This is a genomic window from Hyphomicrobium sp. 802, from assembly GCF_000526135.1.
Lineage (GTDB): Bacteria > Pseudomonadota > Alphaproteobacteria > Rhizobiales > Hyphomicrobiaceae > Hyphomicrobium_B.
Genome location: NZ_JAFM01000001.1, coordinates 3,021,165 through 3,046,431, shown reverse-complemented (window position 1 = coordinate 3,046,431; position 25,267 = coordinate 3,021,165). Strand labels below are relative to the sequence as shown.

25 protein-coding genes are annotated in these 25,267 nt (G+C 61.3%); 21 read left to right on the top strand and 4 right to left on the bottom strand.

Translation table 11 applies throughout. The annotated features are described in order from the left end of the window. Positions 1-74 precede the first annotated feature (74 nt). A complete protein-coding gene (locus tag HYP802_RS0115590; RefSeq protein ID WP_013948317.1) occupies positions 75-1,136 on the top strand; it encodes an SDR family oxidoreductase in 1,062 nt (353 codons plus the stop codon). Positions 1,137-1,151: 15 nt separating this feature from the next. On the opposite strand, the gene HYP802_RS0115585 is transcribed toward HYP802_RS0115590, so the two are convergent. Then, complete coding sequence (locus HYP802_RS0115585; protein WP_013948316.1) at positions 1,152-2,210, bottom strand: M48 family metallopeptidase; 1,059 nt, start codon at positions 2,208-2,210, stop codon at positions 1,152-1,154. Positions 2,211-2,695: 485 nt separating this feature from the next. Here HYP802_RS0115585 and ilvD point away from each other — a divergent pair, with 485 nt between their 5' ends. Together ilvD and HYP802_RS0115575 are read left to right on the top strand one after the other, a co-directional pair. Further along, positions 2,696-4,420 (top strand): dihydroxy-acid dehydratase, encoded by a 1,725-nt coding sequence (ilvD, locus tag HYP802_RS0115580; protein ID WP_013948314.1) that lies wholly within the window; start codon positions 2,696-2,698, stop codon positions 4,418-4,420. After that, complete coding sequence (locus tag HYP802_RS0115575) at positions 4,407-5,516, top strand: sel1 repeat family protein (RefSeq protein ID WP_013948313.1); 1,110 nt, start codon at positions 4,407-4,409, stop codon at positions 5,514-5,516. Before ilvD ends, HYP802_RS0115575 begins: the two co-directional genes overlap by 14 nt. Before the next feature lie 74 nt (positions 5,517-5,590). Here HYP802_RS0115575 and xth read toward each other — a convergent pair whose 3' ends face one another. Together xth and erpA are read right to left on the bottom strand one after the other, a co-directional pair. Then, complete coding sequence (xth, locus tag HYP802_RS0115570) at positions 5,591-6,373, bottom strand: exodeoxyribonuclease III (RefSeq protein WP_013948312.1); 783 nt, start codon at positions 6,371-6,373, stop codon at positions 5,591-5,593. An 84-nt stretch (positions 6,374-6,457) separates the two neighbouring features. Further along, entirely contained in the window at positions 6,458-6,781 is a 324-nt protein-coding gene (erpA, locus tag HYP802_RS0115565) for an iron-sulfur cluster insertion protein ErpA (protein WP_013948311.1), read from the bottom strand. A gap of 120 nt (positions 6,782-6,901) precedes the next feature. Between erpA and HYP802_RS0115560 the strand changes: the two genes are divergently transcribed. From HYP802_RS0115560 to HYP802_RS0115485, 16 genes are all read left to right on the top strand, one after another. Next, positions 6,902-8,131 carry a deoxyguanosinetriphosphate triphosphohydrolase gene (locus HYP802_RS0115560; RefSeq protein WP_024276100.1) on the top strand — a complete coding sequence of 410 codons (1,230 nt, stop codon included), beginning with the start codon at positions 6,902-6,904 and terminating at the stop codon, positions 8,129-8,131. 75 nt (positions 8,132-8,206) lie between these two features. Beyond that, on the top strand, positions 8,207-9,967 hold the full coding sequence (gene argS / locus HYP802_RS0115555; RefSeq protein ID WP_013948309.1) for an arginine--tRNA ligase: 1,761 nt from the start codon (positions 8,207-8,209) through the stop codon (positions 9,965-9,967). Positions 9,968-10,029: 62 nt separating this feature from the next. Beyond that, positions 10,030-11,766, top strand: coding sequence for an SPOR domain-containing protein (locus HYP802_RS0115550; RefSeq protein WP_024276099.1), 1,737 nt, complete (start codon positions 10,030-10,032; stop codon positions 11,764-11,766). Positions 11,767-11,868: 102 nt separating this feature from the next. Continuing rightward, positions 11,869-12,891: a beta-N-acetylhexosaminidase gene (gene nagZ, locus HYP802_RS0115545; RefSeq protein ID WP_013948307.1), complete on the top strand. Its 1,023-nt coding sequence runs from the start codon at positions 11,869-11,871 to the stop codon at positions 12,889-12,891. A 73-nt stretch (positions 12,892-12,964) separates the two neighbouring features. Continuing rightward, the gene (locus HYP802_RS0115540) at positions 12,965-13,801 is read left to right on the top strand and encodes a ScpA family protein (RefSeq protein WP_013948306.1); all 837 of its coding nucleotides are present in this window, start codon (positions 12,965-12,967) and stop codon (positions 13,799-13,801) included. A 39-nt stretch (positions 13,802-13,840) separates the two neighbouring features. Beyond that, entirely contained in the window at positions 13,841-14,695 is an 855-nt protein-coding gene (scpB, locus tag HYP802_RS0115535; protein WP_013948305.1) for an SMC-Scp complex subunit ScpB, read from the top strand. Between the two features lie 219 nt (positions 14,696-14,914). Next, the gene (locus HYP802_RS0115530; RefSeq protein ID WP_013948304.1) at positions 14,915-15,121 is read left to right on the top strand and encodes a twin-arginine translocase TatA/TatE family subunit; all 207 of its coding nucleotides are present in this window, start codon (positions 14,915-14,917) and stop codon (positions 15,119-15,121) included. Positions 15,122-15,168: 47 nt separating this feature from the next. Further along, complete coding sequence (gene tatB, locus HYP802_RS0115525) at positions 15,169-15,612, top strand: Sec-independent protein translocase protein TatB (RefSeq protein ID WP_013948303.1); 444 nt, start codon at positions 15,169-15,171, stop codon at positions 15,610-15,612. Positions 15,613-15,616: 4 nt separating this feature from the next. Then, positions 15,617-16,441: a twin-arginine translocase subunit TatC gene (tatC, locus tag HYP802_RS0115520; protein ID WP_013948302.1), complete on the top strand. Its 825-nt coding sequence runs from the start codon at positions 15,617-15,619 to the stop codon at positions 16,439-16,441. A 283-nt stretch (positions 16,442-16,724) separates the two neighbouring features. Beyond that, a complete protein-coding gene (locus HYP802_RS24135) occupies positions 16,725-16,850 on the top strand; it encodes a hypothetical protein (RefSeq protein WP_280949180.1) in 126 nt (41 codons plus the stop codon). Between the two features lie 217 nt (positions 16,851-17,067). After that, on the top strand, positions 17,068-17,223 hold the full coding sequence (locus HYP802_RS23685) for a hypothetical protein (RefSeq protein WP_013948300.1): 156 nt from the start codon (positions 17,068-17,070) through the stop codon (positions 17,221-17,223). Positions 17,224-17,443: 220 nt separating this feature from the next. Next, on the top strand, positions 17,444-17,593 hold the full coding sequence (locus HYP802_RS23680; RefSeq protein WP_013948299.1) for a hypothetical protein: 150 nt from the start codon (positions 17,444-17,446) through the stop codon (positions 17,591-17,593). A gap of 116 nt (positions 17,594-17,709) precedes the next feature. Then, positions 17,710-18,990, top strand: coding sequence for a serine--tRNA ligase (gene serS / locus HYP802_RS0115500; protein WP_024276098.1), 1,281 nt, complete (start codon positions 17,710-17,712; stop codon positions 18,988-18,990). Positions 18,991-19,008: 18 nt separating this feature from the next. Next, positions 19,009-19,254, top strand: coding sequence for a hypothetical protein (locus HYP802_RS0115495; RefSeq protein ID WP_024276097.1), 246 nt, complete (start codon positions 19,009-19,011; stop codon positions 19,252-19,254). A gap of 3 nt (positions 19,255-19,257) precedes the next feature. After that, positions 19,258-20,022 (top strand): 5'/3'-nucleotidase SurE, encoded by a 765-nt coding sequence (gene surE, locus HYP802_RS0115490; RefSeq protein WP_024276096.1) that lies wholly within the window; start codon positions 19,258-19,260, stop codon positions 20,020-20,022. Between the two features lie 380 nt (positions 20,023-20,402). Next, positions 20,403-21,905, top strand: coding sequence for a LysM peptidoglycan-binding domain-containing M23 family metallopeptidase (locus HYP802_RS0115485; protein ID WP_245261504.1), 1,503 nt, complete (start codon positions 20,403-20,405; stop codon positions 21,903-21,905). 202 nt (positions 21,906-22,107) lie between these two features. On the opposite strand, the gene HYP802_RS0115475 is transcribed toward HYP802_RS0115485, so the two are convergent. Next, positions 22,108-22,965: an ATP-binding protein gene (locus tag HYP802_RS0115475; RefSeq protein ID WP_013948294.1), complete on the bottom strand. Its 858-nt coding sequence runs from the start codon at positions 22,963-22,965 to the stop codon at positions 22,108-22,110. A 225-nt stretch (positions 22,966-23,190) separates the two neighbouring features. On the opposite strand from HYP802_RS0115475, the gene yajC reads away from it, so the two are divergent. Together yajC and secD are read left to right on the top strand one after the other, a co-directional pair. Continuing rightward, the gene (gene yajC / locus HYP802_RS0115470) at positions 23,191-23,529 is read left to right on the top strand and encodes a preprotein translocase subunit YajC (protein WP_013948293.1); all 339 of its coding nucleotides are present in this window, start codon (positions 23,191-23,193) and stop codon (positions 23,527-23,529) included. A gap of 110 nt (positions 23,530-23,639) precedes the next feature. Continuing rightward, positions 23,640-25,262, top strand: coding sequence for a protein translocase subunit SecD (gene secD, locus HYP802_RS0115465; RefSeq protein WP_013948292.1), 1,623 nt, complete (start codon positions 23,640-23,642; stop codon positions 25,260-25,262). Positions 25,263-25,267: the final 5 nt, after the last annotated feature.

Sequence of the window (25,267 nt, the reverse complement as noted above, 5' to 3'; positions counted from 1 at the left end):
CTATGTCCCGTTTGGGTGCCTTCTAGAACCAAACGATCCGGGCGTCTACATGATACCCGGATAGGGGAACGGTCATGACCAACAGCGCTCTAATCGTCGGAAGCAGCGGCATTGTCGGCAGCGCCGCCGCTGAACTTTTAAGTAAAGAAGGATGGAGCGTCGCAGGGTTGGCGCGCCGTCCGGTTCCGCAGGAAGGCATAACGCCGGTTGCGGCTGACTTGCTCGATCCCGCTTCGCTCAAGGCAGCTCTCGCAGGCCTGCGCCCGACGCACGTTATTTTTGCGAGTTGGCTCCGACAAAAAACGGAAGCTGAAAACATCGACATCAATGCGCGCATGGTTCGCAACCTGCTCGATACGCTCAGGCCGCAAAAATCATTGCGGCACGTCGCGCTGGTCACGGGTCTCAAGCATTACCTCGGTCCGTTCGAGGCTTACGGCAAAGGCAAGCTGCCGCAAACGCCATTCCGCGAAGAGCAAGCGCGGCTCGATCTTCCAAATTTTTATTATGCGCAAGAAGATGAAGTCTTTGCCGCCGCGGCGCGTGACGGCTTTACCTGGAGCGTTCACCGGCCGCATACGATTATCGGCAAGGCCGTTGGAAACGCCATGAACATGGGCACGACGCTCGCCGTCTACGCCTCAATCTGCCGTGAGACGGGCCGTCTATTTCGCTTTCCGGGCTCTGACGTACAGTGGAGCCGCCTAACCGATATGACGGACGCCAAGCTGCTGGCGCGCCATCTCCTTTGGGCGTCGACCACTCCAGCAGCATTCGACCAGGCCTTTAACGTCGTTGATGGCGACGTATTTCGCTGGAACTGGATGTGGTCGCGCATTGCAAGCTGGTTCGGAATTGCTGCCGAGCCGTTCGACGGCGTGGTTCGTCCGTTGGAATGGCAGATGGCCGATGACGCGCCGATCTGGCGCGATATCGCCGCTCGTCACGGCCTTGCCGAGGCCGATATCAACCGTCTCATTTCGCCCTGGCACACGGACGCCGATCTCGGCCGTCCGATTGAGGTTGTGACGGACATGTCGAAAAGCCGCCGCCTTGGTTTCCTCGATTACATGCCGACGGACGATGCATTCTTCGCACTGTTTGAACAACTCCGACACGAGAAGCTCATCCCGTGAGAGCGGTGGCGCTTACTAGGATTTTTCTTTCTCAGGTTCGCGCGTCGTCCGGCAAACGGATTTAAGATCCTCCCACGACTGCGCGTCGAGGGCAGGCGTCGCCGGATAAGCCGCCTGCGCCCGAACGAGCCGCACGCGTTCTGCCGGGAGCGGATGCGTGCGCAGCCACGATACCGCGCCGGTCGGGCTGCCGCCCTCCGTTTCCATCTTCGTGACGCGCGTGAAAAAATCGCCGAGCCCTTTCTGAGAGATGCCCGCTGCCTTCAGAAGCTCCAGCGCGTGAATGTCGGCTTTATGCTCGGCGCCGCGTGAATAGCCAAGCTGAGCCAGCATCAGCCCGACATTGGCGAGGCCGCCGCCCGCCGTTCCGCCGAGCATGATCTGCAGCGCCGCGCCGAGGCCGACACCGCGAATGAGGGCAGCCTCTGGGTCCGTCTCGATGCCGTGTCCCATCTCGTGCGCCAGAACGCCCGCGACTTCGTCCGCGCTTCCCGCTTTGTCGATCAGGCCTTTCGTCAGAACGATTTGCTCGCCCGGCACCGCAAACGCATTCATCAGCGGCCAGTCGTAAACGTGAATGTCGAACGTCGTTCCCGCAGGCACGCCTTTGGAAAGGCGCTCACTGAGCGTCTTGAGCGCTGCGACGCCCGCCGGATCGACGCATTCCTTGTAGCCTTCGGTCATCGAGTCGCGTGCCGCATTGCCGAGCCGTTCGCGCCAGCTGAGCGGCAAGGTCTTGGCGATCCATTTGGCTGGGCTCCAGCTCAGCACGAAGCCAGCCGCGACGAGCCCGGCGAAAAGCGCAAGCAGCGTTATCCAGATCCGCCTCCGCCGTAGTTGCCGCGCACGTTGGGAGAGATGCGGCGCGCGCTCGCGCAAACCCGCCGCGAACGCCGAGCCCTGCACAAACAGCGATGCATTCGGCTCATCACGCGACGTCAACAAGACGTCGATGGCGTTGGGCCTGATCGGCTCGTCGACCTTCAGCCCCGCATAGTGCCAGATGCGCCGTGGATTTCGATCGGCGAGATCGATCTCCACGCCCGTCAGCCCAAGATGGGCGGTGCCGTCCATCGGTGCCTGTCCACGTCCCGGCGTGAACCGGCAATAGCTTGAGGCGGTGAGGGGCACTGCGGAACGGCCAGATGACGACATGGGGCTTGGCGCTGTTTCTCGATGCGGCGATCCGCCATGTAAGCACGGTCACCGGTGAAGGAAATGTCTTGCCGGTGACAAAGTCGAGCCTTTGTGCGGACTCAGTCCTAGGCGAAATGCGCATGAGCCCGACCAAAAATTCGCAGGCCGTCAGGCTGCCGGGCAACGCAACATTAAGCATGAAGTGCCGGTCCGATGACCGATGTTGCCGTTAAGCAACTTCCCGAAAGGGCTACGCCACTTTCGAGCCACAATGACCGCGCACGTGCTGGACGATAGTCCCGGCGACGCGGCAGCGATTTTTTGTTCGCTGTGCCTGTACAGCGGCTCTGCGACTGGCATCCTGGCATCGTTTCGATCGCCGGATGAGAAACGGACATCGGCAGATGTCCGAAGAGGAATGAATGGACGCAAAGACGTTCGACAAATCGAAATTGCCGAGCCGCCACGTGACGGAAGGGCCGTCGCGCGCGCCGCACCGTTCCTATTACTATGCGATGGGCCTCAAGGAAGAGGACATCCACCGCCCGTTCGTCGGCGTTGCCTCGTGCTGGAACGAAGCCGCGCCGTGCAACATCTCGTTGATGCGCCAGGCCCAGTCGGTGAAAACCGGGGTGACTGAAGGTGGCGGCACGCCGCGCGAATTCTGCACCATCACCGTTACCGACGGCATCGCGATGGGCCACCAGGGCATGAAGTCGAGCCTCGTCTCGCGCGAGGTCATCGCCGATTCGATCGAACTCACGATGCGCGGCCACTGCTACGACGCACTCGTCGGCGTCGCGGGCTGCGACAAGAGCCTGCCGGGCATGATGATGGCGATGCTGCGCCTCAATGTGCCGAGCGTTTTCATTTATGGTGGCTCGATTCTGCCGGGCCGCTTCAAGGGCCGCGACGTAACCGTTGTCGATGTTTTCGAAGGCGTCGGCATGCACTCCGCGGGCAAGATGTCGGATGCCGAGCTTCATGAGCTTGAGTGCGTCGCCTGCCCATCGGCCGGATCGTGCGGCGGCCAGTTCACCGCGAACACGATGGCCTGTGTCTCCGAGGCCATTGGCTTGGCGCTTCCCGGTTCGGCCGGAGCGCCCGCGCCGTACGAAAGCCGCGACGCGCTTGCCATCGAAAGCGGCAAGGCTGTCATGCGCCTCGTCGCCGATGGCCTCCGGCCGCGCGATATCTGCACGCGCAAAGCTTTTGAGAATGCGGCAATCGTCGTGGCCGCGACCGGCGGCTCGACCAACGGCGCGCTGCATCTGCCCGCCATGGCAAACGAAGTCGGCATCGACTTCGATCTGTTCGATGTCGCCGAGATTTTCCGGAAAACGCCGTACATTGCCGACCTGAAGCCCGGTGGCAAATACGTCGCGAAAGACGTCTACGACATCGGCGGCGTGCCGCAGATCTTGAAGGCTCTGCTCGAAGGCGGTGTATTGCACGGTGATTGCCTCACCGTGACCGGGAAGACACTCGCGCAAAATCTCGAAAGCGTGGAATTCAATCGCGACCAAAAAGTCGTTTTTCCGGTTTCCAATCCGATCTCGAAAACGGGCGGCGTGGTAGGCCTCAAAGGTTCGCTCGCGCCTGATGGTGCAATTGTGAAGGTCGCCGGCCTGAAGACGTTGAAATTTCGCGGCACGGCCCTGTGCTTTGACTGCGAAGAAGATGCGTTCGAAGCGGTCGAGGATCGCAAGTACAAGGACGGCGACGTGATCATCATCCGCTATGAAGGTCCCAAGGGCGGACCCGGCATGCGTGAGATGCTCTCGACAACCGCGGCGCTCTATGGCCAGGGCGCTGGCGACAAGGTTGCGCTCATCACTGACGGACGCTTCTCCGGCGCAACACGCGGGCTTTGCATCGGCCACGTCGGTCCCGAGGCTGCTGTCGGCGGACCGATTGCACTCATTCGCAACGGCGACGTCATCGTGATCGATGCCGAAGCAGGAACGCTCGATCTTGAGGTGGGAGAGGAAGAGCTGAAGAAACGGCGCGAGGCATGGAAGGCGCCGTCGAACATGTATCAGTCAGGGGCACTGAGAAAATTTGCGGACCAAGTGGGACCGGCCAGATTCGGCGCTGTAACCCATGCGGGAGGAAAGGCGGAAGTTCACTGCTATGCGGATATTTAAGCTTGCAGTTGCAGGAAGCGTTGCGTCCATTCTGATGTTGGGCACGGCGATGGCGGGAACCGTGGTATTCCGCTCGTCCGACGACGCGATGAAGCAAGGCATTTCGGCGTTCAACGGCGGCTATTACGAATTGGCGCTCCCGGCGCTGGAAGCCTTGGAAGCGACCAAGCCCCAGATCGCTCACTTTTATGAAGCGCGCATCTACGCCGACAACGAAGGTGCGTACACGGATCATGGCAAGGCCTTCCATCTCTACAAGGAGCTGGCAGACGAGCTGCAAGACGTCGATCCAGACGACGATGATCTGGCGCCGATTGCTGCCAAGTCGCTGACCGCGGTTTCGATGTATTTGCGCGATGGCATCCCCTCGGCAGGCATTCAGCCGGATGTCGAGGAAGCCAATCGCGATCTTCAGCGCGCCGCGCTGACCTTCAACGACGAGGACGCGCAATTCGAACTCGCCAAGGTTTATCTGCGCGGCGAGGGGCCGGACATGACCGTCACTGGTTACGACGATCCGGCCAGCAAGATCGAGAACGGCCGCCATTGGTTGTCGCGGCTTTCGCAGGCCGGCCATCCTGGCGCTCAGGCATTCCTCGCCGACTTGATGTGGCGCGGAAAGTTCGTCCAGAAAAACCAGGCGGCGGCGTTGAACCTGATCGACGTTGCGGTGGCCAATGCACCGCCGAGCGAGCGCGTGTGGATCGAAGACATCTACCAGAACATTTTCTGTAATGCCGGTGAAGGTGTTCGCCAGCAGGCCACAGGTCGCGTCGCCGAGTGGCACAATCGCTATGGCCGCAGCCCGGATCTGCAGGAAAGCCGCGATGGTTTGGACGATCTGACGGTCGAGCCGGTTCGGACTTGCGCGAATGGCGAACTCGTCCGCCCAATGAGCGTTTTGGCGACCGATCCGAAAAAGCCTATTCCGCAACCGCAGATGATCAGCACGCCGACGGCGCCGCAGCCCCGGCGCAGCTCGCTCATTCCAGCAGGCGCGGCCAGCATCCAGCCTGCTTCGGAGGCTGCCGCCGTGGCTGCTCCGGTACCGGCACCCGTCGTCGGCCTGACACCGAACGGAGAGACTGCGCGCTAGTAGCCGGAGACGCACTCGCCCTGCGATTTTCCGAATGTCATCCTCGGGGTTGTCCCGAGGACCATCGGCCATGCTCAAGCGGCGAGCTTTACCCACACCGGCACATGATCGGACGGCTTTTCTTGCGCACGCGTTTCCCGGTCAATGCCGGAGGAGCGCAGCAGGTCGGCGGCCTGGCTTGAAAGCAGCATGTGATCGATGCGAATGCCGTCGTCCTTCCGGAATGCGCCCGCTTGATAATCCCAGAATGTGTAGACGCCCGGTCCCGGATGGCACGCGCGCGTCGCGTCCGTAAAACCGAGATTGACGAGCGCCCGCCATGCCGACCGGCTCTCAGGCTGGAATAGTGCGTCGTTCGCCCACGCTTGCGGCCGCTTGGCGTCTTCGGGCTCCGGAATGACATTGAAATCGCCCGCAAGGATCAGTGGCATTTCCTCGGCAAGCAGCGCTTTGGCGCGTGTCTGCATGCGTTTCATCCAGGCGAGCTTGTAGGCAAACTTCTCTGTCCCGATGGGATTGCCGTTCGGCAGGTAGAGCGACACCACGCGGATCATTTTCGGCCCGAGCGCCACCGATGCCTCGATCCAGCGCGAATGCTGGTCGCTATCATCGCCCGGCAATCCGCGCACCACATCTTCAAGCGGGGTCTTCGACAGGATCGCGACGCCGTTAAAACCCTTTTGTCCGTTCGTCGCGACGTTGTAGCCCATGTCCTGAAAGGCTTGCGCTGGGAAGCCGTCATCGACGGACTTGATCTCTTGCAGACAGACGACGTCGGGCGCGTGGTTGCGCAAATAGGTCAGCGCCGCTTCGAGCCGCGCTTTGACGCCGTTGATGTTCCACGTTGCGATGATCATGCTCGCGCTACGTCCATAGAATTTCAATACACCATGGCGAGGCTTGTCCCGGCCATCGAGGAAAATAGCGCTAAATGAGACGGGTCAGATCGAAAAGCTGGTGCCGCAGCCGCAAGAGGCCGTCGCCACCGGATTGTTGATCTTGAACGACGCGCCAATCAGGTCGTCGACGAAGTCGATCTCGGCGCCTTCCATATATTGCTGGGAAACCGGATCAATTACCACGGTTGCGCCGTTGTGCTGGATCACAAGATCGTCGTCGGCTTTGTGACCGACAAGATCGAACTTATATTGGAAGCCCGAGCAGCCGCCACCTTCAACCGAAACGCGCAACACCGGCGCGGCGGCCTCGTTGGCAACGATTTCCGCGATGCGGTTTGCGGCACGGTCTGTGACGGTGATTGTCATCGTACGATCAAATCTTGAGCGGTTAAAAAGCCCCAATCGCCGGCCGAGAAAGCTGGCATCCGGAACCCTCAAAAGATAGGAAGGCGGCAGTCGAAGTCAAATGCTTAAAGCTCGCGGATAATGGCAACCCAGGCTAAATCGCTGCCGGACCCCTTGGATTATGGCCAGAACCTCCGGCCGGGAGAGCGTAGGCCCGCGCCTTATGCCGCGAATGCTGTGCCGTCGCGGGGGCGCTACTTTCCCGAATCGGATTGCCCGACCCGCAGCCCGTTCCAGCGCGACCGCGACCGCATTTTGCACGCGACCGCCTTCCGGCGTTTGACCTACAAGACGCAAGTCTTCCTGCCGCATGAAGGCGACCATTTCCGAACCCGGCTGACCCACTCGCTGGAGGTCGCGCAGATCGCCCGCACCGTTGCCCGCCAGCTTCGTCTCGATGAAGACCTGGCCGAGACGATCGCGCTGGCGCATGACCTCGGGCATTCTCCATTCGGGCATGCGGGTGAACGCGCTCTCGACGATGCTATGAAAGCCTACGGTGGTTTCGACCACAACGCCCAATCGCTGCGTATCGTGACGACGCTCGAACGCAAGTATCTGGCCTTCGACGGCCTGAACCTCTCCTGGGAAACGCTCGAAGGTCTCGCCAAGCATAACGGACCGCTGTCGAAGGCCGATAGCGCGGTTGCCAAGGTCTTGGGCCACATCGAGGCTTGGAAATCGTTGCACCTCGATGCATGGCCGTCCGCCGAAGCGCAGGTTGCAAGTCTCGCCGACGACGTCGCTTATCTCTCGCATGACGTCGATGACGGTCTGCGCGCCGGATTGATTACGTTCGACATGTTGTTCGACGTGCCGGTGGCCGGGCCGATCGCGCGAGATGTTCAGGCCATCGCGCACGGTGCCGAACCAAGCCGGGCCATCTACGAGGTGACGCGCCGCATGATCACCGTCATGGTCGCCGACATCGTCACTGAAAGCCGCCGCCGTCTCGCAGCTATCGCTCCCAACAGCCCGGATGACATTAGCGCCGCAGGCCGAGCTGCGGTCGCGTTCTCCGCCGGCATGGCCGCCGATCTCGGCCGTCTCAAGAGCTTCCTGTTCCAAGCCGTCTATCACCACGGGCGCGTTTTGGGCGTCATGAAGCAGGCGGAGAAGGTCGTCCGTGACCTCTTCGAGAAATATCACGCCGACGCCGAAACGCTTCCCACGGGCTGGCGCGAAGCGCTTCCCGGCCTCGATGAGCGGCAGCGCGCGCGCCTGGCATGCGACTTCCTGGCCGGACAGACCGACCGATACGCGCTTGCCGAACACCGCCGCCTATTTGACGTCACCCCGGAACTGGGCTAGGCGCGAAGCCCCATTTCCCCGCTGGCGGCCGGCTCCCCGCAGGGGCGTCGCCAGCGCGCATCAAAAAGGCCTTTCATGAACGTTTTCGCCGAAGTCGCCGCCCGCGTAACGACCGCGCTCGAAGCTCTGAAATCAGAGGGCGTTCTGCCTGCGGATCTTCCGCTTCCATCCTTCGACGCCGAACCGCCCCGCGATGCGAGCCATGGCGACGTCGCCGTCAACGCCGCGATGATGCTGGCGAAGCCCGCGAAGATGAAACCGCGCGATATCGCCGAGGCATTAAAGGCAAAGCTCGAAACCGCGCCGGACGTCGAGAAGGTCGAAGTCGCCGGTCCGGGCTTCCTCAACATCACGTTCAAGCCGGAAGTCTGGCAGCAGCTCGTCCGCACGATTTTGAAGTCCGGCCAGCGCTACGGCGCAGGCACCGTCAGCCAAAGCGGCAAGCTCAACGTCGAGTACGTGTCGGCCAATCCCACTGGACCGATGCACGTCGGTCATTGCCGCGGCGCCGTGTTTGGTGACGCGCTCGCAAACCTTCTCGTCTTTGCCGGTTTCGACGTTACGCGTGAATACTACATCAACGACGCGGGCGGGCAGGTGAATGTGCTCGCACGCTCTGCCTTTCTGCGCTACCGCGAAGCGCTGGGCGAGGATATCGGCGCCATTCCGGAAGGTCTCTATCCCGGTGAATACCTGAAGCCGGTCGGAGCCGCGCTCGCCGCTGAGCATGGTCCATCGCTCCTCAACATGCCGGAAGAGCGCTGGCTGCCGCTCGTACGCTCCTTCGCGATCTCCAAAATGATGGAGATGATCAAGGACGATCTCGCCGCGCTCAACATCCGCCACGACGTCTTCTTCTCCGAAGCCTCGCTGACCTCGAACGGCCGCGACCAGGTCAAGGCCGCGATCGAGGTGCTGCGGGCCAAGGGCCTTATCTACGAAGGCACGCTCGAAAAGCCGAAGGGCCACGACGACGATGAGTGGGAAGACCGCGTCCAGACGCTGTTCAAATCAACCGCCTATGGCGACGATGAAGACCGCGCGCTGCAAAAGTCCGACGGCAGCTACACCTACTTCGCGGGCGACGTCGCCTACCATTACGACAAGTTGCAGCGGGGCTTCCGCCATCTGATCAACGTCTTCGGCGCCGATCACGTCGGCTACATCCCGAGGATGAAAGCCGCGGTTGCCGCGCTATCTGACGGGGAAGCCGACCTCGATATCAAGGTCGTCAATCTCGTTCGCCTGTTCAAAGGCGGCGAGCCCTACAAGATGTCGAAGCGGGCGGGCACCTTCGTGACCCTTCGCGATGTGGTGGACGAGGTGGGCCGCGATCCGGTCCGCTACATGATGCTTTACCGGAAGAACCAGGAAACGCTCGACTTCGACTTCGCCAAGGTCACCGAGCAGTCAAAGGACAACCCCGTCTTCTACGTGCAGTATGCTCACGCTCGGGCCGCCAGCGTCTTGCGGAACGCAGCCGAGCAGGTCGCCGGCATAGACGTGTCGACCCAAGCGCTTCAGAACGCTGATCTCTCGATCCTGACGGATGCGGGCGAAATTGATCTCGTCAAACGCCTCGCCAGTTTCCCACGCCTGATCGAAGGTGCCGCGGCCGCGCACGAGCCGCATCGGATCGCGTTCTACCTCTATGATCTCGCGAGCGCTCTCCACACCCAATGGACCCGAGGCAACGATTCGCCACATTTACGATTTATTCAGGCAAATGACGGGGTTGCGACTTCAGCCAGACTCGCGCTGATTTCCGCGACAAAGACGGTGATAAAATCGGGGCTTGGGATCCTAGGCGTCGAGGCGCCCGACGCAATGCGTTAAAGTCTCGACTCGACGATTAGGCGCAACCACTACTTGCGCCCCACTCTAAGGGGGTTTCCGCGATGTCCTCGCAGAACGCATTTCCCGGGCAGAATTCCGGCAGGCCGCTTGCCCGCCCCACAACGCAGACGAGCAATTCCCAGCCATCCTGGGTCAATCCGCAGGCGCAGCCGGTAGGCCGTCCTCAGCAGCAGCCACAGCAGGCGAATGCGTGGCCGCCGCAGCAGCAGCCGGCGCAGAATTACCCTGATTACGGTCAGCAGGGGTTCGGCGGCCGCCAGCCCGCCGCGCCTCAGCAACCGGATTACGGCCAGTGGAGCGAACCGCAGCGTGGTGGCGTACAGTCCGGGTCACAGACCGGATACGGTGGCTATCCACAGGACAACGGCGGCCAGCAGCACGACCCTTATGCGCCGCAGTTCGAGCCTTACGTTCCGCCGTCACGGCCCAATTACACCCAGCCGCCGCAACAGCGTCAGCCGCAGTCGGCGCCAAGCTTCACCCAGCCGCAGCACACGTCGGATTACGGCACGCAGCAGCCGCAGACCCGCGCGCCGCAGTGGCCCGCCCGCGAGCCGGAGCCGCGCGGCTTCGATCCGGGCGGTTTCGGCACGCCGCAGCAGCCATCCTATCCGGTGCAACAGCCCGCTCATTCTGCGCCGACGTTCGGCCAGCAGCAGTATCACGAGAACGAGCTAAGCGCCGCCGACTGGGCCGGGCCGCACGATTCGTTCGGTCACGATATCTATCAGCAGCAACAGCACGGTGACCCGCAGCTCGGTTTCGCCCAGGCCGAGGGCGGTGAGCTGGAGCCCGTCTATAGCGACGAAGAGTACGAATACGAGGACGAGGAAGTCGCGCCGCGCAGCCGCCGCCCCATGTTGATTCTCGCGGCTTTGGTCGGCGCCATCGTGATCGGTGGCGGCGTCGCCTACGGCTACAAAAAATTGACCGGCGGCAGCCATCCCGAAGGCGAGCCGCCCGTGATCAAGAGCGATGATTATGCCGCCAAGACCAAACCGGCGGACGCCGGCGGCAAACAGTTCCCGTATTCCGATACCAAGATCATGGGCCGCCTCGGCGACGGCACCTCGTCGGCATCGGCCGAAGCCGCAAACGGCTCGTCCGACGGCGAGGCGTCGCAAGACCAAGACGGTCCGCGGAAGGTTTCTACGCTGGTCGTGGGCCGCGACGGCAGCATCATGGCGCCCGCGACGCCCACTCAAGATCTGGCGACGCCGCCACAGCAAGGCGGAGCTGGCGTGCCCGGTACCGCCCTCGTGGATGTCTTCGGCCAGCAGCAGCAGGCAGCGGCCGCTTCGCCTCCGCCGCCCGCCACAAATGACGCGCCGTCCGAACCTGACGACGCCGCTCCGCCGCAGAAATCAAAGCCGGTCAAGATTACGACGATCAATTCGCCGACCAGCGACAATGCGCCGACGCCACCGAAGAAGAAATACAAGAAGGTCGCGCGTGCGGAGCCGACGGTCGAAACGGATGCGAACAGCGATGCGCCGCCCGTGACGACGCATAGCGGTACCGGCTTCGTCGCAGTTCTCGCCTCGATCCCGCATTCGTCTTCGAGCCGCATTGATGCTTTGAAGCGATTTGCGGACATGCAGCAGAAATATTCCACGGCGCTCGCCGGTAAAACACCCGACATTGCCTCTGCAAATCTGTCGAAGGGCGTCTATGATCGTCTCGTGGTCGGGCCGCCGGGCTCGCGCGAGCAGGCCAGCAACGTTTGCGTGCAGCTGAAAGCTGAAGGCTATCAAGGCTGCTGGGTGACGTCGTACTGATCTTCTGCCGCCCCGTTATCTGCCCGGCTGGCGCCACCGCGCCGGCCGGTTGCGTGTCGGCTGCGGGCTTTGTTACGAACGGCCTTGGAGGGCCAACTTGTAATGACGGCAAGTCTGATCGCCGGTCTTTCCGGTGTCACGCTCACCGATGACGAGCGGCGCTTCTATCGCGACGTCCAGCCTGCCGGTGTGATCCTGTTTCGCCGCAACGTCTTCGACCGGGGGCAGATCGCGCGCCTGATCGACGAGACGAAAAACGCGGTCGGCAGTGATGATTTCCTCGTTCTGATCGATCAGGAGGGCGGCCGAGTTCAACGCCTCAGGCCCCCGATCGCTCGCGCACTGCCCCCCGCTGCGGCCTTCGCAGATTTGTTTGCAGAAGACCCGGAGGAGGGGAAAGAAGCCGCCTTCGCGGTTGCCCGTTTAACGGCGGAAGAGCTTCGCGCCTTCGGCATCACGATGAACTGCGCGCCCGTCGCCGACCTGCCCGTCGAAGGCGCCCACGAAATCATCAGCGACCGCGCCTATGGCCGAGGCGTCTCCCAGGTCGTGGCGCTGGCGCAGGCGGTTGCCGACGGTTATCTAGCGGGCGGCGTCGTACCGGTCGTGAAACACATCCCAGGCCACGGCCGCGCTACGGCGGATAGTCATCTGGCGCTGCCCGTCGTCATGACCTCGCACAAGACGTTGTCGGCGACCGACTTCGCTCCGTTTAAAGCGCTGGCCGCGCTGCCGGCCGCCATGACCGCCCACGTCGTCTATGCCGATATTGACGCCGAAAACCCCGCCAGCACATCGGCCGTCGTGACGCGCGATGTCATCCGCGGCGAGATCGGGTTCGACAACCTGCTGATGAGTGACGATCTGAGCATGCAGGCGCTGAGCGGACCCATGCGCGCCCGGGCCGAAGCCGTAATCGCCGCGGGCTCCGATCTAGCCCTTCACTGCAACGGCGATATCGACGAAATGCGCGCCGCCGCCGAGGGAGTGCCGAAGCTTTCGGGCCGCGCCGCCGAAAGATTTGCCGCAGCCTGCGCTTGCGTCACGCCCCCGGAGCCTTACGATAAAGAGCGGGCTCTGCAACTCTTGGCCGCACTCCTGGACGAGCAGACTCCGACCGTTTGAATCAGTGTAGTGTCCGGCGGTGCGCCAGCGATTGGCCGCAGGCACTTTGCCGCGACAACGAAACCGAGATCCGATGGACGAGATGGCAGCCGAGGGCGAAGGAGAGGCTCCCGAATGGGAGGCTTCCGGCCTGGATGACATGCCGGCTGCAGGCGAAGCCTTCGTCGTCGATATCGACGGTTTCGAAGGCCCGCTCGATTTGCTGCTCGCACTGGCGCGGACGCAAAAGGTCGACCTCGCGAAGGTTTCGATCCTGGCGCTGGTCGAGCAATATCTTGGCTTCATCGCTGAGGCGCAACGCCTGAGACTAGAAATCGCCGCCGATTATCTCGTCATGGCGGCGTGGCTGGCCTACCTCAAATCCCGACTTCTGCTGCCCAAGGAAAAAGACAGCGCCGATACGGCGACGGCCGAAGAACTGGCGCAGAAGCTGTCCTTCCGTCTCATGCGCCTCAACGCTATGCGCGACAAGGCCGCCGTGCTGATGACGCGCCGCCGGCTCGATCGTGATGTCTTTGCACGCGGCCTGCCCGAGCACATCAAGGTCACGCGCGATACGACCTACACGGCCGCTGTCTACGATCTGTTGAAGGCGTATTCCGACCAGCGAAAGCGCACCATTCGCGTCGTTCACGTCGTGAAAGCGCGCCGCGTGTGGTCGATCAAGGAAGCGCGCCTGAGGCTCGAAAAGCTGGTTGGCGCCACCGAGGGCCACTGGGCTCAGCTCGATCTCTTTTTTGAGCAATACCTGCCGAAGAACGAGGAGGAACGCTCTGCACTCGCGAGTTCCTTCGGCGCGACGCTGGAAATGGCCCGGGAAGGGTTAATCGAGCTTCGCCAGGACGAGCCGTTCGCGCCGATTTACATGCGCAAGCGCGAGGAAGGGGCTCAGTGGGAAAAGATCGGCTAATTGCGCCGCAAAGATCGCTATAAGGGGACTGATAAAGCCATGGTTCCGCCGAGACTGACATTGGTGTCGGACAATACCCGCGAGAAGAAAGAAACGCCCGCGAGCGGCGCCTCGCCAGAGACGCGCGCCGACGCTCCGCCTGCCGCATTGAGCGATCCGGAGAAGGTGGACGCGCCGGAGGTCCAAAGCCGCAATCGCGAAAAGCTTCGCCGTCTCGAAGCCATGCTGTTTGCAGCTTCCGAACCTCTCGATGTCAAAGCACTCATGCGTGGCCTCGACGGTGATGACGACGTCAACGCGCTGCTGACCGAATTGCAGGCCGAATACCGCGATCGCGGCGTCAATCTCGTGCGCGTCGCCGGGCGCTGGCAGTTCCGCACGGCCGACGATCTTTCCTTTCTGCTCGAACGCCAGCAGAAGGACGAGCGCAAGCTTTCCAAGGCCGCGCTCGAAACGCTGGCGATCGTCGCCTACCACCAGCCTGTGACGCGCGCCGAGATTGAGGAAATCCGCGGCGTCTCGACGTCGCCTGGAACGCTCGACGTGCTGATGGAGACGGGCTGGATTCGGCCGCGTGGTCGCCGCCGCGCTCCTGGCCGTCCGCTGACTTATGGAACGACTGAGGAGTTCCTGGTCCACTTCGGCATGGACAGCATCAAGGACCTACCCGGTCTTGCCGATCTCAAGGCATCGGGCCTTCTCGATGCCAACCTGCCGCCGGGCTTCACGGTCCCGTCACCAACCGACGTTGCTGCCCTGATGCCGGATGAGCTTCCGTTGACCGACGATGGCGACGAGGAGGAGGAGCAGGAAGAACTCGCGCTCGACGAGGCAGACGAGCCGGAAGCCGACGACGAGACCGCGGCCGAAGCGCCGGACGACGGCGAAAAGTAAATCCCAGCGAAAATTACTTTTCATTAATTTGTCCGCTGCGAGGCCGCAAATGGCCAAATCCGCAGCAATTCGAGCGAACCTAGGCAATTCGCCGGAGCTCCCTGAGCCGCGGTGAGGCGATGCGAACCTTGCCGCGCCTTGGAGGTTCTGCGATAAAGCCTTAAATACGTTGAGCAGCAGCCTTCCATCAACTCCAGGCTGCCGCCGAAAGGTCTTACGATGGGTTTCAGCGCGCAACACATTCTTCTGCTCTTGATCATTGCCCTGCTGCTGTTCGGCCGCGGCAAGATTTCCGAGTTGATGGGCGACGTTGCCAAGGGCATCAAGAGCTTCAAGAAGGGCATGGCCGAGGACGATGAGCCTAAGCCCATGCCGCGGACGATCGAAAACGAAGCAACCAATCCGGACCGTTCGAAGGTCGGGTGACCGCTTCGGGCTCGCAGCGTTGCGGCTGATCTCGACAGGGTTGCTCGATGTTTGACATCAGCTGGAGCGAGCTTCTGATCCTCGGGATCGTGACGCTTGTTTTCGTTGGTCCCAAGGAATTGCCGGTCTTCCTGCGCACCCTCGGCCGCTACGCCGGGATGGTGCGCCGGCACGCGAACGACTTCAAAGCTCAGTTCGACGCCGCGATGCGTGAAGCTGAGCTTGATTCGATGCGCAAGGAAGTCGAGCAAATGCAAAGCTCGATCAATTCCGAAGTCATGAAGGCCAAGAGCACGATCAACGATGCGGCGTCCGCCGCCAAGATCGAAGCGCCAGCCGCGCCTATGTCGGCCAGCGCCGCAGCTCCTGCCATTCAGCCCGACACCACTGCTCCGCAGATGACTCCCCTCCCATTGCCGCCGATGCCCGCGTCGCCCTCTGAGATGGCTGCGGCAGAAGCACGGCAAGCCGCCGTAAAAGCGGAGTCCTGACGTCATGCAGGAACGGCTGCCGACATCCGGCTCCGAGACCGAAGCGCTGCGCGACGGTCAGGATGAGATCGACGCCAGCAAAGCGCCGCTGCTCGATCATCTGATCGAACTGCGCCAGCGTCTGATCTACGCGCTCGGCGCCTTCGTCGTAATGTTCTTCATCTGCTTCTCAGTCGCAGGCCACATCTACAACGTGCTCGTCTGGCCCTACATGTGGGCGTCCGGCAACGATCACGTAAAGCTCATCGCGACGCACTTCCTCGAACAGATCATGACGCAGGTGAAGCTCGCCATGTTCGGCGCGGCGTTCCTGTCGTTTCCCGTCATCGCCACACAGGTCTACAAGTTCGTCGCTCCCGGACTCTACAAGAACGAGCGCCGCGCCTTCCTGCCGTATCTCATCGCAACCCCGGTGCTGTTTCTGCTTGGCGCGATGATGGTCTACTTCGTCGCGATGCCGGTCATCATCAAGTTCTCGATCGGCCTGACGCACACATCCGGGCCGGGCACGCCCGAGATCGAATTGCTTCCGAAAGTCTCCGAATATCTGTCGCTCATCATGACGCTGATTTTCGGCTTCGGGTTGGTGTTCCAGCTGCCGGTTGTCTTAACCCTGTTGGCGCGCACCGGCATCGTCACGTCTCAGGCTCTTGCAGCCGGACGGCGCTACGCAATCGTCGGGATCTTCGCAGCGGCCGCGCTGCTGACACCGCCCGACGCGCTCAGCATGTGCATCATGGCTTTTCCGACGATCGGGCTTTACGAAGCTTCAATCCTCGCCGTGCGCTTCGTCGAGAGGCAGCAGGCCAAGGCCAAATCCGACGCATAGCTCCTATTCGCTCATGACGGTTTATGCGCCGTCATGGCTGCGACGCGCGCTCGCTGCGCAATCTCGAAGCGTGCGCATCCCGCGATGAAACGGGGCATGCTGAGCGCCTTGTTCTGGATCAAGAGAACGAAGCATATCTCCTATTCAAGTCAGTACCAAAACCTGTCGTGCGATCTCGAAATCCGAGCCTAACGGATCGAGATGACAATGCGTACATGTCTGCAAGAGCGGTCGCCAAGATGACGTCGCCAAGACAACGAACAGAATATCGAGGAGCAATTCGATGTCCGCATTTCTAAAGGTTTTTGTTGCAGTCGCTGCACTGACTGCAGCTTCGAGCAACCTCGCTTTTGCGAGCTATGAATCAAACCAGGTCTGTCAGGATCATGCCTATACGCACTGCCGTTAAGCTTTGCGTTTGATGGCGGCCGCCGCCGTCACCGCGATACGAACCTCTCAGCCCAACAACAGAAACATTGCAGCAGCAGGAAACGAAATCCTGCTGCGGGACGAAGATTGACTTGTCGCTGAGCGTGGCAAGTTACGAGGATCGGCCGCGAGATGTTCGGCGATTGAAGCTAATTCGAATGGCTAGAGCCAAAGGCCACTACTAAGGAACAATACCAATGACCAAAACATTCAAAGCAACATTTGTTGCGCTCGCGTTTCTCGTCAGCGCCACCCCGGCGACGATGGCGTTCGCCGCTACGGGCGGAAACGGTACGTATCAGGCGTGCGAGAACCACGAATATACGCCTCACGGCATCTGGGACTGCCGTTAATCGTCCCGCGGAATGATGGTGCGTGGACACCATAAGTTCGAAGACGTTGCAGTGATCCAATCGCGCGACAAAGACGTGAGGGACGCTCCCAAAAAGTAAAATGATGCTGCACGCCGATCATTTGAGATTGGCCGTCAGCGGGGAGCGTGACTTGCGAGTGTGAAAGGACTGCGAGGCATTCGGACGTTTGACACTAATGTCAACTCAAAGGACCACGCACATGTCTAAAGCTCTGAAAATCGCCGTTGCAGTCTTTGCACTGTCCATCAGCGCCGCTCCGGCCACCGTCGCTTTCGCGGCTTCGGCTGGCGATCAGGCCTCGTGCTCGTCGAGCCAGCCCACGCCGCACGGCGTCTGGGACTGCCGATAAATTGTTGAAATTGGGTGGCGCCCGTTTTTCGGGCGCCATCCGATTGACCCGGACTGGACCGGGTGCAGCGCATCGTATAGGACGGCCCCACAGTTACGACCGTGAAGGGGCCACCCGTGTTCGACATCAAGTGGATCAGAGATAACGCCGAGACTTTCGATGAGGGTCTGCGTCGCCGTGGGCTCGAACCGCAAGCCGGGCGCATCATTGCGCTCGACGATAAGCGCCGCGCACTGCTGACATCGCTCCAGGAAGCCCAGTCGCAGCGCAACGCCGCCTCCAAGGAAATCGGTAAGGCGAAAGCCGCCAAGGACGAGGTCACAGCCTCGCGGTTGATGGGAGAGGTCGCCGCTCTTAAGGATACGATCGCCAGCGGTGAAGAAGAAGAACGCGTTCTCGATGCTGAGATCCGCGATGTCCTCTCCGTTATTCCCAATACCCCGCGCGCTGACGTTCCCTACGGCACGGACGAAACGGGCAATGTCGAAGTTCGCAAGGTCGGCACGCCCGGCACGTTCGATTTCGCGCCGAAGCAGCACTTCGAAATCGGCGAGGCGCTGGGCCTCATGGACTTCGAAGCCGCGCAGAGAATTTCCGGCGCGCGTTTCGTCGTACTGAAGGGCGCACTCGCGCGATTGGAGCGCGCCATCGCGAGCTTCATGCTCGATCTGCACACGGGCGAATTCGGCTACACTGAAGTCAACCCGCCGCTGCTCGTGAAAGACCAGGCCGCCTACGGCACGGGCAACCTGCCGAAGTTCGCCGAGGATCTGTTCAAGACTACCAACGACTTCTGGCTTATCCCAACGGCGGAAGTCTCGCTGACGAACCTCGTACGCGAGCAGATCCTCGATGAAGCACAACTGCCGATGCGTATGACGGCATGGACGCCATGCTTCCGTTCCGAAGCCGGTGCCGCAGGCCGCGATACGCGCGGCATGATCCGTCAGCATCAGTTCTCCAAGGTCGAGCTTGTCTCCGTCGTCACGCCCGAGACTGCGCTCGAAGAACATGAGCGCATGACATCCTGCGCCGAAGAAGTTCTGAAGCGCCTCGGCCTGCCGTTCCGCACGATGCTTTTGTGCACGGGCGACATGGGCTTTGCCTCGCAGAAGACGTATGACATCGAAGTCTGGCTGCCGGGACAGAACGCCTATCGTGAAATTTCTTCGTGCTCTGTCTGCGGTGATTTCCAGGCCTGGCGTATGGATGCGCGCTATCGACCGAAAGACGGCGGCAAGCCCGTCTACCCAAACACACTGAACGGCTCAGGTCTCGCGGTCGGGCGCACGCTGATCGCTGTGCTCGAAAACTACCAGCAGGCCGATGGCACCGTTGTCATTCCCGATGCACTTCGCCCCTATATGGGCGGATTGGCGCAGATCCAGAAAGCGTAGTTCTCTGAGGACCGACGCGTGTTTCGCCCTTACGACATTGTTGTCGTCAATCAGGATGTTGATGACGAAGACATTCGCGGCCTTGAGGGCTATGTCATCGGCGAAGTGTCGCCTGAGCAAATTGGCGTCTTCGTGTATGGACGAGAGCGGGTCTGGTGCCTCCATCCATCCAGCGTCCGTGCTACAGGCGCAAGCGACGAAGGTGCACGGCATGAACGTGGAACTCCGCTTCGCGTGAATTCAAAGGGCGAGATCATCGGCTGAACAATGCGTATCCTCATCACCAACGACGACGGCATCAACGCTCACGGGCTTGAAATTCTAAAAGCGATCGCGCTGGGAATTTCGCCCGATGTCTGGACGGTTGCGCCGGAGACAAATCAATCCGGCACGGCGCACTCGATGACGTTGCACACGCCGCTACGTCTGCGCAAACTCGACGAGCGCACGCACGCGATCACTGGTACGCCAACCGACTGCGTGATCATGGCCGTTCGCCATATCTTGCTCGATCAGCCGCCGGATCTCATTCTGTCCGGCGTCAATCACGGCTCGAATCTCGCCGAGGATGTGACCTATTCGGGCACTGTCGCTGCTGCGATGGAAGGTGCCATTCTTGGCATCCCCTCGATCGCACTGTCGCTGATGATGGGCTTCGAAGAAGGCGCCCGCCGCGCGCTATGGGATACGCCGCTTGCTCACGCGCCGTCGCTGATCCGGAAGCTTCTTGATGAAAAGTGGGATCCAAAGACGCTCATCAACATCAACTTTCCGGACGCCGCCCCCGATGAAATCAAGGGCGTTGCCGTTACTTCACAGGGCGTACGCGATCAGGGGCTGCTCGATATCGACAGCCGGATAGACCCCTGGGGCACGCCGTACTTCTGGTTCGGTTTCGAGCGCCGCATGTCGACGCTCGTTCCCGGAACTGATATTGCCGCGATTGCCGAAGGCAAAATTTCCGTCACACCGCTGAGCATTGATCTCACCGAATATCGTGCGTTGGACGCGCTGAAGGGCAAGCTGGCCTAAAGCGCTCGCCTGCGGCGATGCCACTTCAAGCGCAAAAGCCGCGGGTTTGACGAAATCCTTCCGCGAAGTGAGCGCAATTGTCATCTAAGCAGAGAAAACACGGAAGCGGTGTGCAATGCATCGGTTCCGGCGTCTTCGACTTTTCCAAACGGGCCGTTCACTCTGTGGGGCAGGGGCGGATGGTTCTCAGCACGACACGACAACTCGGGGCATCGATTTAAAATCGCGCGGCGGTGTTTACCGCCTGTTAACCGGTTAAAGGTTAATAGATGGTGCGAGTAGAGGTGCGTACCATGATGAGTTGTTTTGGCGTTGGCCAGTGCGGTCGCTTGTGCCTCAAGTCCGCGACGGCTTTTTCTCTAATATTCGCAAGCATTTCCATGGCCGGTTGCAGCGCGGATATCACGCGCTTCGACAGTACGTCATTTGCCCTTAACGATCCTCCGGAAACCGGCAGCAATCCGGCGCCGCGAGAATCCGTATACAGTAATTCACTGAGCGATAACCAACCCGTCGAAGGTTCGACGCCGCGCGGTCCCTACGGTGCAGGCGCTTCGTCCGTCCAGGTTGCTGCTCTTCCTGATGCGAACAACGACCGCTCTTACGCGCCGCCGCCAGCGTATCGTCAACCGACGTATCAGCAGCCGGCATATCAACAGCCTGCCTATCGTCAGCCGACCTACAACGCGAAGCCGTCTAGCCAGACGCGCAGCGCCAGCGTGCCGTCGCATGGCGCTCCGATTGCCAAGGGCGAAGCTATTGAGGTGCAACCGGGCGATACGCTTTACGGTTTGTCGCGTCGCCATCACGTCTCTCTGGCGGAGATGACGACCCTCAACAATCTGAACAATCCGAACATTCATCCGGGCCAGAAGCTTTATCTTCCGGCCGCCGATGGCGGCGGTTATACACCGCATTCGAGCGCTGCTGCCGCGAGTGCGGCGGTCGAAGCTGCACGTCCGGCACCTGTTCCGCTTGCCCAGGCGACGCCCGACGTCGCCGTTCGCTACAATGCGAGCTACACGGTGCAGCCGGGTGACTCTCTCTATGGGATCTCCCGTGCGCACGGCGTGAAATTTTCCGAGTTGCAGCAGGTCAACGGCATCAGCGACCCGCGTCGCGTAAAGCCTGGCACCGTCTTGCGCATTCCGGGGCGCGGCGGCAATGAAGCACCGGCACGCATAGCCGCCAACACGCCGCCGGCGCCGCCTGCCGCGCCGAGGCAACCTGAGCCGACTGCGCCACCGCCGCCGATCGCCGATGCGCAACCATCCGAACCGCAGCGCTATGGCGAGGCGACGACGACGCAGCCGACGATCATCAATGGCGAGAAGCGTGTCGCGTCGCTCTCGAACCAGGCGAACGACGCATCTCCCGTCGTACCGCCCGTGCAGCCGTCGCCGCCTGAGCGGAAGCCCGAAGCGGCCGCGCAACCCGTTGCACCGGAGCAGAAGGTCGCCATCGCAGCTCCGCCGCCGTCATCCGGCCCGGCGACCGTCGATAGCGTCAAACTGCGGTGGCCCGCGAGCGGCAAGATCATTGCTGGTTTCGGCAGCCGCCCGGACGGCACGCATAACGACGGCATCAATCTGCAAGTGCCGCTTGGAACGGATGTTCATGCCGCCGAGTCCGGTGTCGTCGCCTACGCCGGCAGCGAGCTCAAAGGCTACGGCAATCTCGTTCTGCTTCGTCACGACAACGGCTGGGTGACCGCCTATGCCCACAACGACGAGCTTCTCGTGAAGCGCGGCGACAAGGTCAGGCGCGGACAGGTCATCGCGAAAGCCGGCAAGACCGGCTCGGTTGATCGGCCGCAGCTGCATTTTGAATTGCGTCAAGGTTCGAGGCCGGTTGATCCGATACCGTATCTCGAAAAGCTTTGACGCCACGATCTAGCGCGGGGGCAACGCGCTGGCACAGAGGGAAGCATGGGGGCCGGGTCGCAAGATCCGGCTCTCTTTAATTGATTGGCGCTTGCGACTCCGCTGCGCGGAGCCGGCCGCAAGCGCCGCTCGCTGCTGCATAGTCCGCGCTCGGCGGCCGGCGCGCGGAGCGTGTCGCCGAGCGCCAACTAACGAGCGCCAACTAAATCGACGTCTTGTTTCGACCGGCGAGATCCTGCACGTACTGCCAGGCGACACGGCCCGAGCGTGCGCCACGCGTCGTCGCCCATTCAAGCGCGTCGCGTTCGAGTTCTGCGTCGCTCACGTTGATGCCGAAATACTCGACATAGGCGCGCACCATCGCGAGGTAATCGTCTTGGCTTGCGTTGTGGAAGCCGAGCCAAAGTCCGAAGCGATCCGACAGTGAGACTTTCTCTTCCGTCGCCTCGCCCGGATTGATCGCCGTCGCCCGCTCGTTATCGATCATATCGCGCGGCATCAGGTGCCGTCGGTTCGACGTCGCATAGAACAGCACGTTTTTCGGACGGCCTTCGATACCGCCATCGAGCACGGCCTTGAGCGATTTGTAGCTGGTGTCGTCGTGATCGAACGACAGGTCATCGCAGAACACGATAAACCGGAGAGGGGCCGCCGCCTTAAGCAGCGACAGGCACCTCGGCAGCGAGGCGATATCTTCGCGGTGAATCTCAACGAGCTTCAAACCGCCGCTGATGGCGAGAGCATCTGCATGGGCGGCCTTGACGAGGCTCGATTTGCCCATGCCACGCGCTCCCCAGAGCAACGCGTTGTTGGCAGGAAACCCGGCTGCGAACCGGCGGGTGTTGTCGAGCAGGATGCCGGCCGTCCGGTCGATGCCTTTCAACAGCTTAAGCGGCACGCCGCTAACTTCCGGCACCGGCTCGAAACTGTTGCTCTCGGCCTGCCAGATGAACGCGTCGGCGGCATCGAAGCTGACGGCGCGCAGCGGCGGCGGGCTCAATCGTTCCAGGGCATCTGCAATTCGCTCCAGAAGCGGGCGGTAGGCGTCGGCATCAGACATCAGGAAATCCAGAAAGGCGAAAACCCGGCTCGCTAGTGGCCGGAAAAACCGTGTTTAATCACTATGAAAGGCCGTGCCAACGCCATTTTGCCGGGGTTTGTGTGGTTGCAAATGGGCCTCGGACCACTATAGTCCGCCCGAATTTGAGGGGCTCTTTCCCCCGGCCCATTGGGTTTCGGGGCGGCAGTGCTTATTTCAATCGCATCAAGAGGACGTTCCTTCGCAATGTTTACGACTCCCGCGTTCGCACAAGCCGCAGGCGCTTCAAGTGCCATGGATCCGCTTGGCGGACTTCTGATCCCCATGCTCCTGATGCTGGCGATCTTCTACTTCCTGTTGATCCGCCCTCAGTCGCAGCGTGCCAAGCAGCTCCGCGAACGCCTGAACGCCGTCCGTCGCGGCGACACCGTCGTTACGTCCGGCGGTATGGTCGGCAAGGTGATCAAGGTCTCCGACACCAGCGACGAGATCGAAGTCGAACTCGCAGACAACCTGAAAGTCCGCATCGTGAAGAGCACCTTGATGGAAGTGCGCTCCAAAGGCGAACCCGTCAAAGAAGGCTAAATCTGTCAAAGTCGCAACGTGATCGCGATCGGTCCGTGTGCGAAAAGTAGGATGCGCCCGGTGTGCGGCTGTTGATCCGCACATCGCCTAATGCACGAGATCCGTTTCCGATGCTGCACTTTACCCGCACCAAAGTTTTTCTCATCCTGCTGACCTGTCTCGCCGGGATCTTGGTCGCGATGCCGAACCTCTTCTCGAAAGAGACGGTTGCGTCGTGGCCCTGGTATATCCCGCATAAGCAGATGCCTCTCGGCCTTGACCTACAAGGCGGCGCGCACTTGCTGCTTGAGATGGATCAGAACGAAATCAAGAAAGATTGGCTGAACAATCTCCGGGATGAATCGCGCAAAGTGCTGCGTGACGCGCGGATCGGGTTCACCGGCATTGGCGCTCAGGGTTCACAGCTCGTCGTGAAGCTTGCAAAGCCTGACGAGCGCGACAAGGCGATCAAGGAACTCTACAAGGTCCGCCAGACGATCGGCAGCGCCGTGCTCGGAACCGGCGGCTACGATGTTGATGTCAGCGAAGGCAACGATCCCGGCACGATCATTATCAAGCCGACCGAAGCCGGTTTGCGCGCCCGCCTTTCGAATGCTGCCGCTGCGTCGATCGAAACGATCAACCGTCGCGTGAACAATCTCGGCACCTCGGAATCGACCATTGTCCGGCAGGGTACCGATCGTATTTTGATCCAGTTCCCCGGTCTGAAAGACACCAAAGAACTGAAAGCGCTTATCGGTGAAACTGCGAAGCTGACGTTCCACGAAGTCAATCCGTCGATGTCCGCTGACGAAGCCCAGCAGACCAGCATTCCGACGGGCTATAAGATTTATCCCGCCGACAAGGACGACGGCGGTCCGCGTTCCTATTTGTTGCGCGAAACGCCGGTGGTGCAGGGTGAAGACCTCGCCGACGCCCAGCCGGGCTTCGACAGCCGCACCGGCGAACCCGTCATCAACTTCCGCTTCAATCAGGTTGGCGCGCGTAAGTTTGCGAACTTCACGAAAGACAATGTCGGCCGTCCGTTCGCCATCGTGCTCGACGACAAGGTTCTCTCTGCGCCAGTCATTCGCGAGCCGATTCTCGGTGGTTCCGGCCAGATTTCCGGTAATTTCACCGTCGAAAGTTCGACCCGTCTCGCCGTTCAGCTCCGCTCGGGTTCGCTGCCCACGAAGTTGACCATCGTTGAAGAACGCACGGTCGGCCCGTCGCTCGGCGCTGACTCCATTGCCGATGGTAAGCTGGCAGGTACGATCGGCGGTATCGCGGTCGTTATTCTGACCGTTCTTGCGTACGGGACGTTCGGTATTTTCGCCTGTGTCGGCCTCATCGTGCATTTGATCATGACGGTGGCGTTGATGACGCTCATTGGCTCGACGCTGACGTTGCCCGGCATCGCTGGTCTCGTTCTTGGCGTCGCGATGGCCGTCGACGCTAACGTTCTGATCTATGAGCGTATCCGCGAAGAACTGCGCACCGGCAAGACGCCGGTTGCAGGCATCGACGCCGGCTTCCAGCGCGCCTTCGTGACGATCGCCGATAGCCAGCTGACGACGCTGGCTTGCGCCATCATCATGTTCTGGCTCGGCTCCGGTCCGATCCGCGGCTTCGCCGTCACGCTTACAATCGGCATTCTGACTTCGATCTTCGCGTCTGTGACGGTCGTGCGAATGCTCATCTGGTTCTGGCTCAGGGCCCAGCCCAAGGGCCGCATTCAGACCGTTCCGGTCTAGGAGAC

What these genes read in the sequence shown, in the direction of transcription:
- surE (WP_024276096.1), top strand. Translation starts at nt 19,258, where the DNA reads ATGCGTATCCTCATCACCAACGACGACGGCATCAACGCTCACGGGCTT.
- xth (WP_013948312.1), bottom strand. Translation starts at nt 6,373, where the DNA reads ATGATCATCGCAACGTGGAACATCAACGGCGTCAAAGCGCGGCTCGAA.
- ilvD (WP_013948314.1), top strand. Translation starts at nt 2,696, where the DNA reads ATGGACGCAAAGACGTTCGACAAATCGAAATTGCCGAGCCGCCACGTG.
- nagZ (WP_013948307.1), top strand. Translation starts at nt 11,869, where the DNA reads ATGACGGCAAGTCTGATCGCCGGTCTTTCCGGTGTCACGCTCACCGAT.
- HYP802_RS0115530 (WP_013948304.1), top strand. Translation starts at nt 14,915, where the DNA reads ATGGGTTTCAGCGCGCAACACATTCTTCTGCTCTTGATCATTGCCCTG.
- HYP802_RS0115540 (WP_013948306.1), top strand. Translation starts at nt 12,965, where the DNA reads ATGGACGAGATGGCAGCCGAGGGCGAAGGAGAGGCTCCCGAATGGGAG.
- HYP802_RS0115550 (WP_024276099.1), top strand. Translation starts at nt 10,030, where the DNA reads ATGTCCTCGCAGAACGCATTTCCCGGGCAGAATTCCGGCAGGCCGCTT.
- argS (WP_013948309.1), top strand. Translation starts at nt 8,207, where the DNA reads ATGAACGTTTTCGCCGAAGTCGCCGCCCGCGTAACGACCGCGCTCGAA.
- HYP802_RS23685 (WP_013948300.1), top strand. Translation starts at nt 17,068, where the DNA reads ATGACCAAAACATTCAAAGCAACATTTGTTGCGCTCGCGTTTCTCGTC.
- HYP802_RS0115575 (WP_013948313.1), top strand. Translation starts at nt 4,407, where the DNA reads ATGCGGATATTTAAGCTTGCAGTTGCAGGAAGCGTTGCGTCCATTCTG.
- HYP802_RS0115590 (WP_013948317.1), top strand. Translation starts at nt 75, where the DNA reads ATGACCAACAGCGCTCTAATCGTCGGAAGCAGCGGCATTGTCGGCAGC.
- HYP802_RS0115560 (WP_024276100.1), top strand. Translation starts at nt 6,902, where the DNA reads ATGGCAACCCAGGCTAAATCGCTGCCGGACCCCTTGGATTATGGCCAG.
- scpB (WP_013948305.1), top strand. Translation starts at nt 13,841, where the DNA reads ATGGTTCCGCCGAGACTGACATTGGTGTCGGACAATACCCGCGAGAAG.
- HYP802_RS23680 (WP_013948299.1), top strand. Translation starts at nt 17,444, where the DNA reads ATGTCTAAAGCTCTGAAAATCGCCGTTGCAGTCTTTGCACTGTCCATC.
- secD (WP_013948292.1), top strand. Translation starts at nt 23,640, where the DNA reads ATGCTGCACTTTACCCGCACCAAAGTTTTTCTCATCCTGCTGACCTGT.
- HYP802_RS24135 (WP_280949180.1), top strand. Translation starts at nt 16,725, where the DNA reads ATGTCCGCATTTCTAAAGGTTTTTGTTGCAGTCGCTGCACTGACTGCA.
- HYP802_RS0115475 (WP_013948294.1), bottom strand. Translation starts at nt 22,965, where the DNA reads ATGTCTGATGCCGACGCCTACCGCCCGCTTCTGGAGCGAATTGCAGAT.
- erpA (WP_013948311.1), bottom strand. Translation starts at nt 6,781, where the DNA reads ATGACAATCACCGTCACAGACCGTGCCGCAAACCGCATCGCGGAAATC.
- HYP802_RS0115585 (WP_013948316.1), bottom strand. Translation starts at nt 2,210, where the DNA reads ATGGACGGCACCGCCCATCTTGGGCTGACGGGCGTGGAGATCGATCTC.
- tatB (WP_013948303.1), top strand. Translation starts at nt 15,169, where the DNA reads ATGTTTGACATCAGCTGGAGCGAGCTTCTGATCCTCGGGATCGTGACG.
- HYP802_RS0115485 (WP_245261504.1), top strand. Translation starts at nt 20,403, where the DNA reads ATGGCCGGTTGCAGCGCGGATATCACGCGCTTCGACAGTACGTCATTT.
- tatC (WP_013948302.1), top strand. Translation starts at nt 15,617, where the DNA reads ATGCAGGAACGGCTGCCGACATCCGGCTCCGAGACCGAAGCGCTGCGC.
- yajC (WP_013948293.1), top strand. Translation starts at nt 23,191, where the DNA reads ATGTTTACGACTCCCGCGTTCGCACAAGCCGCAGGCGCTTCAAGTGCC.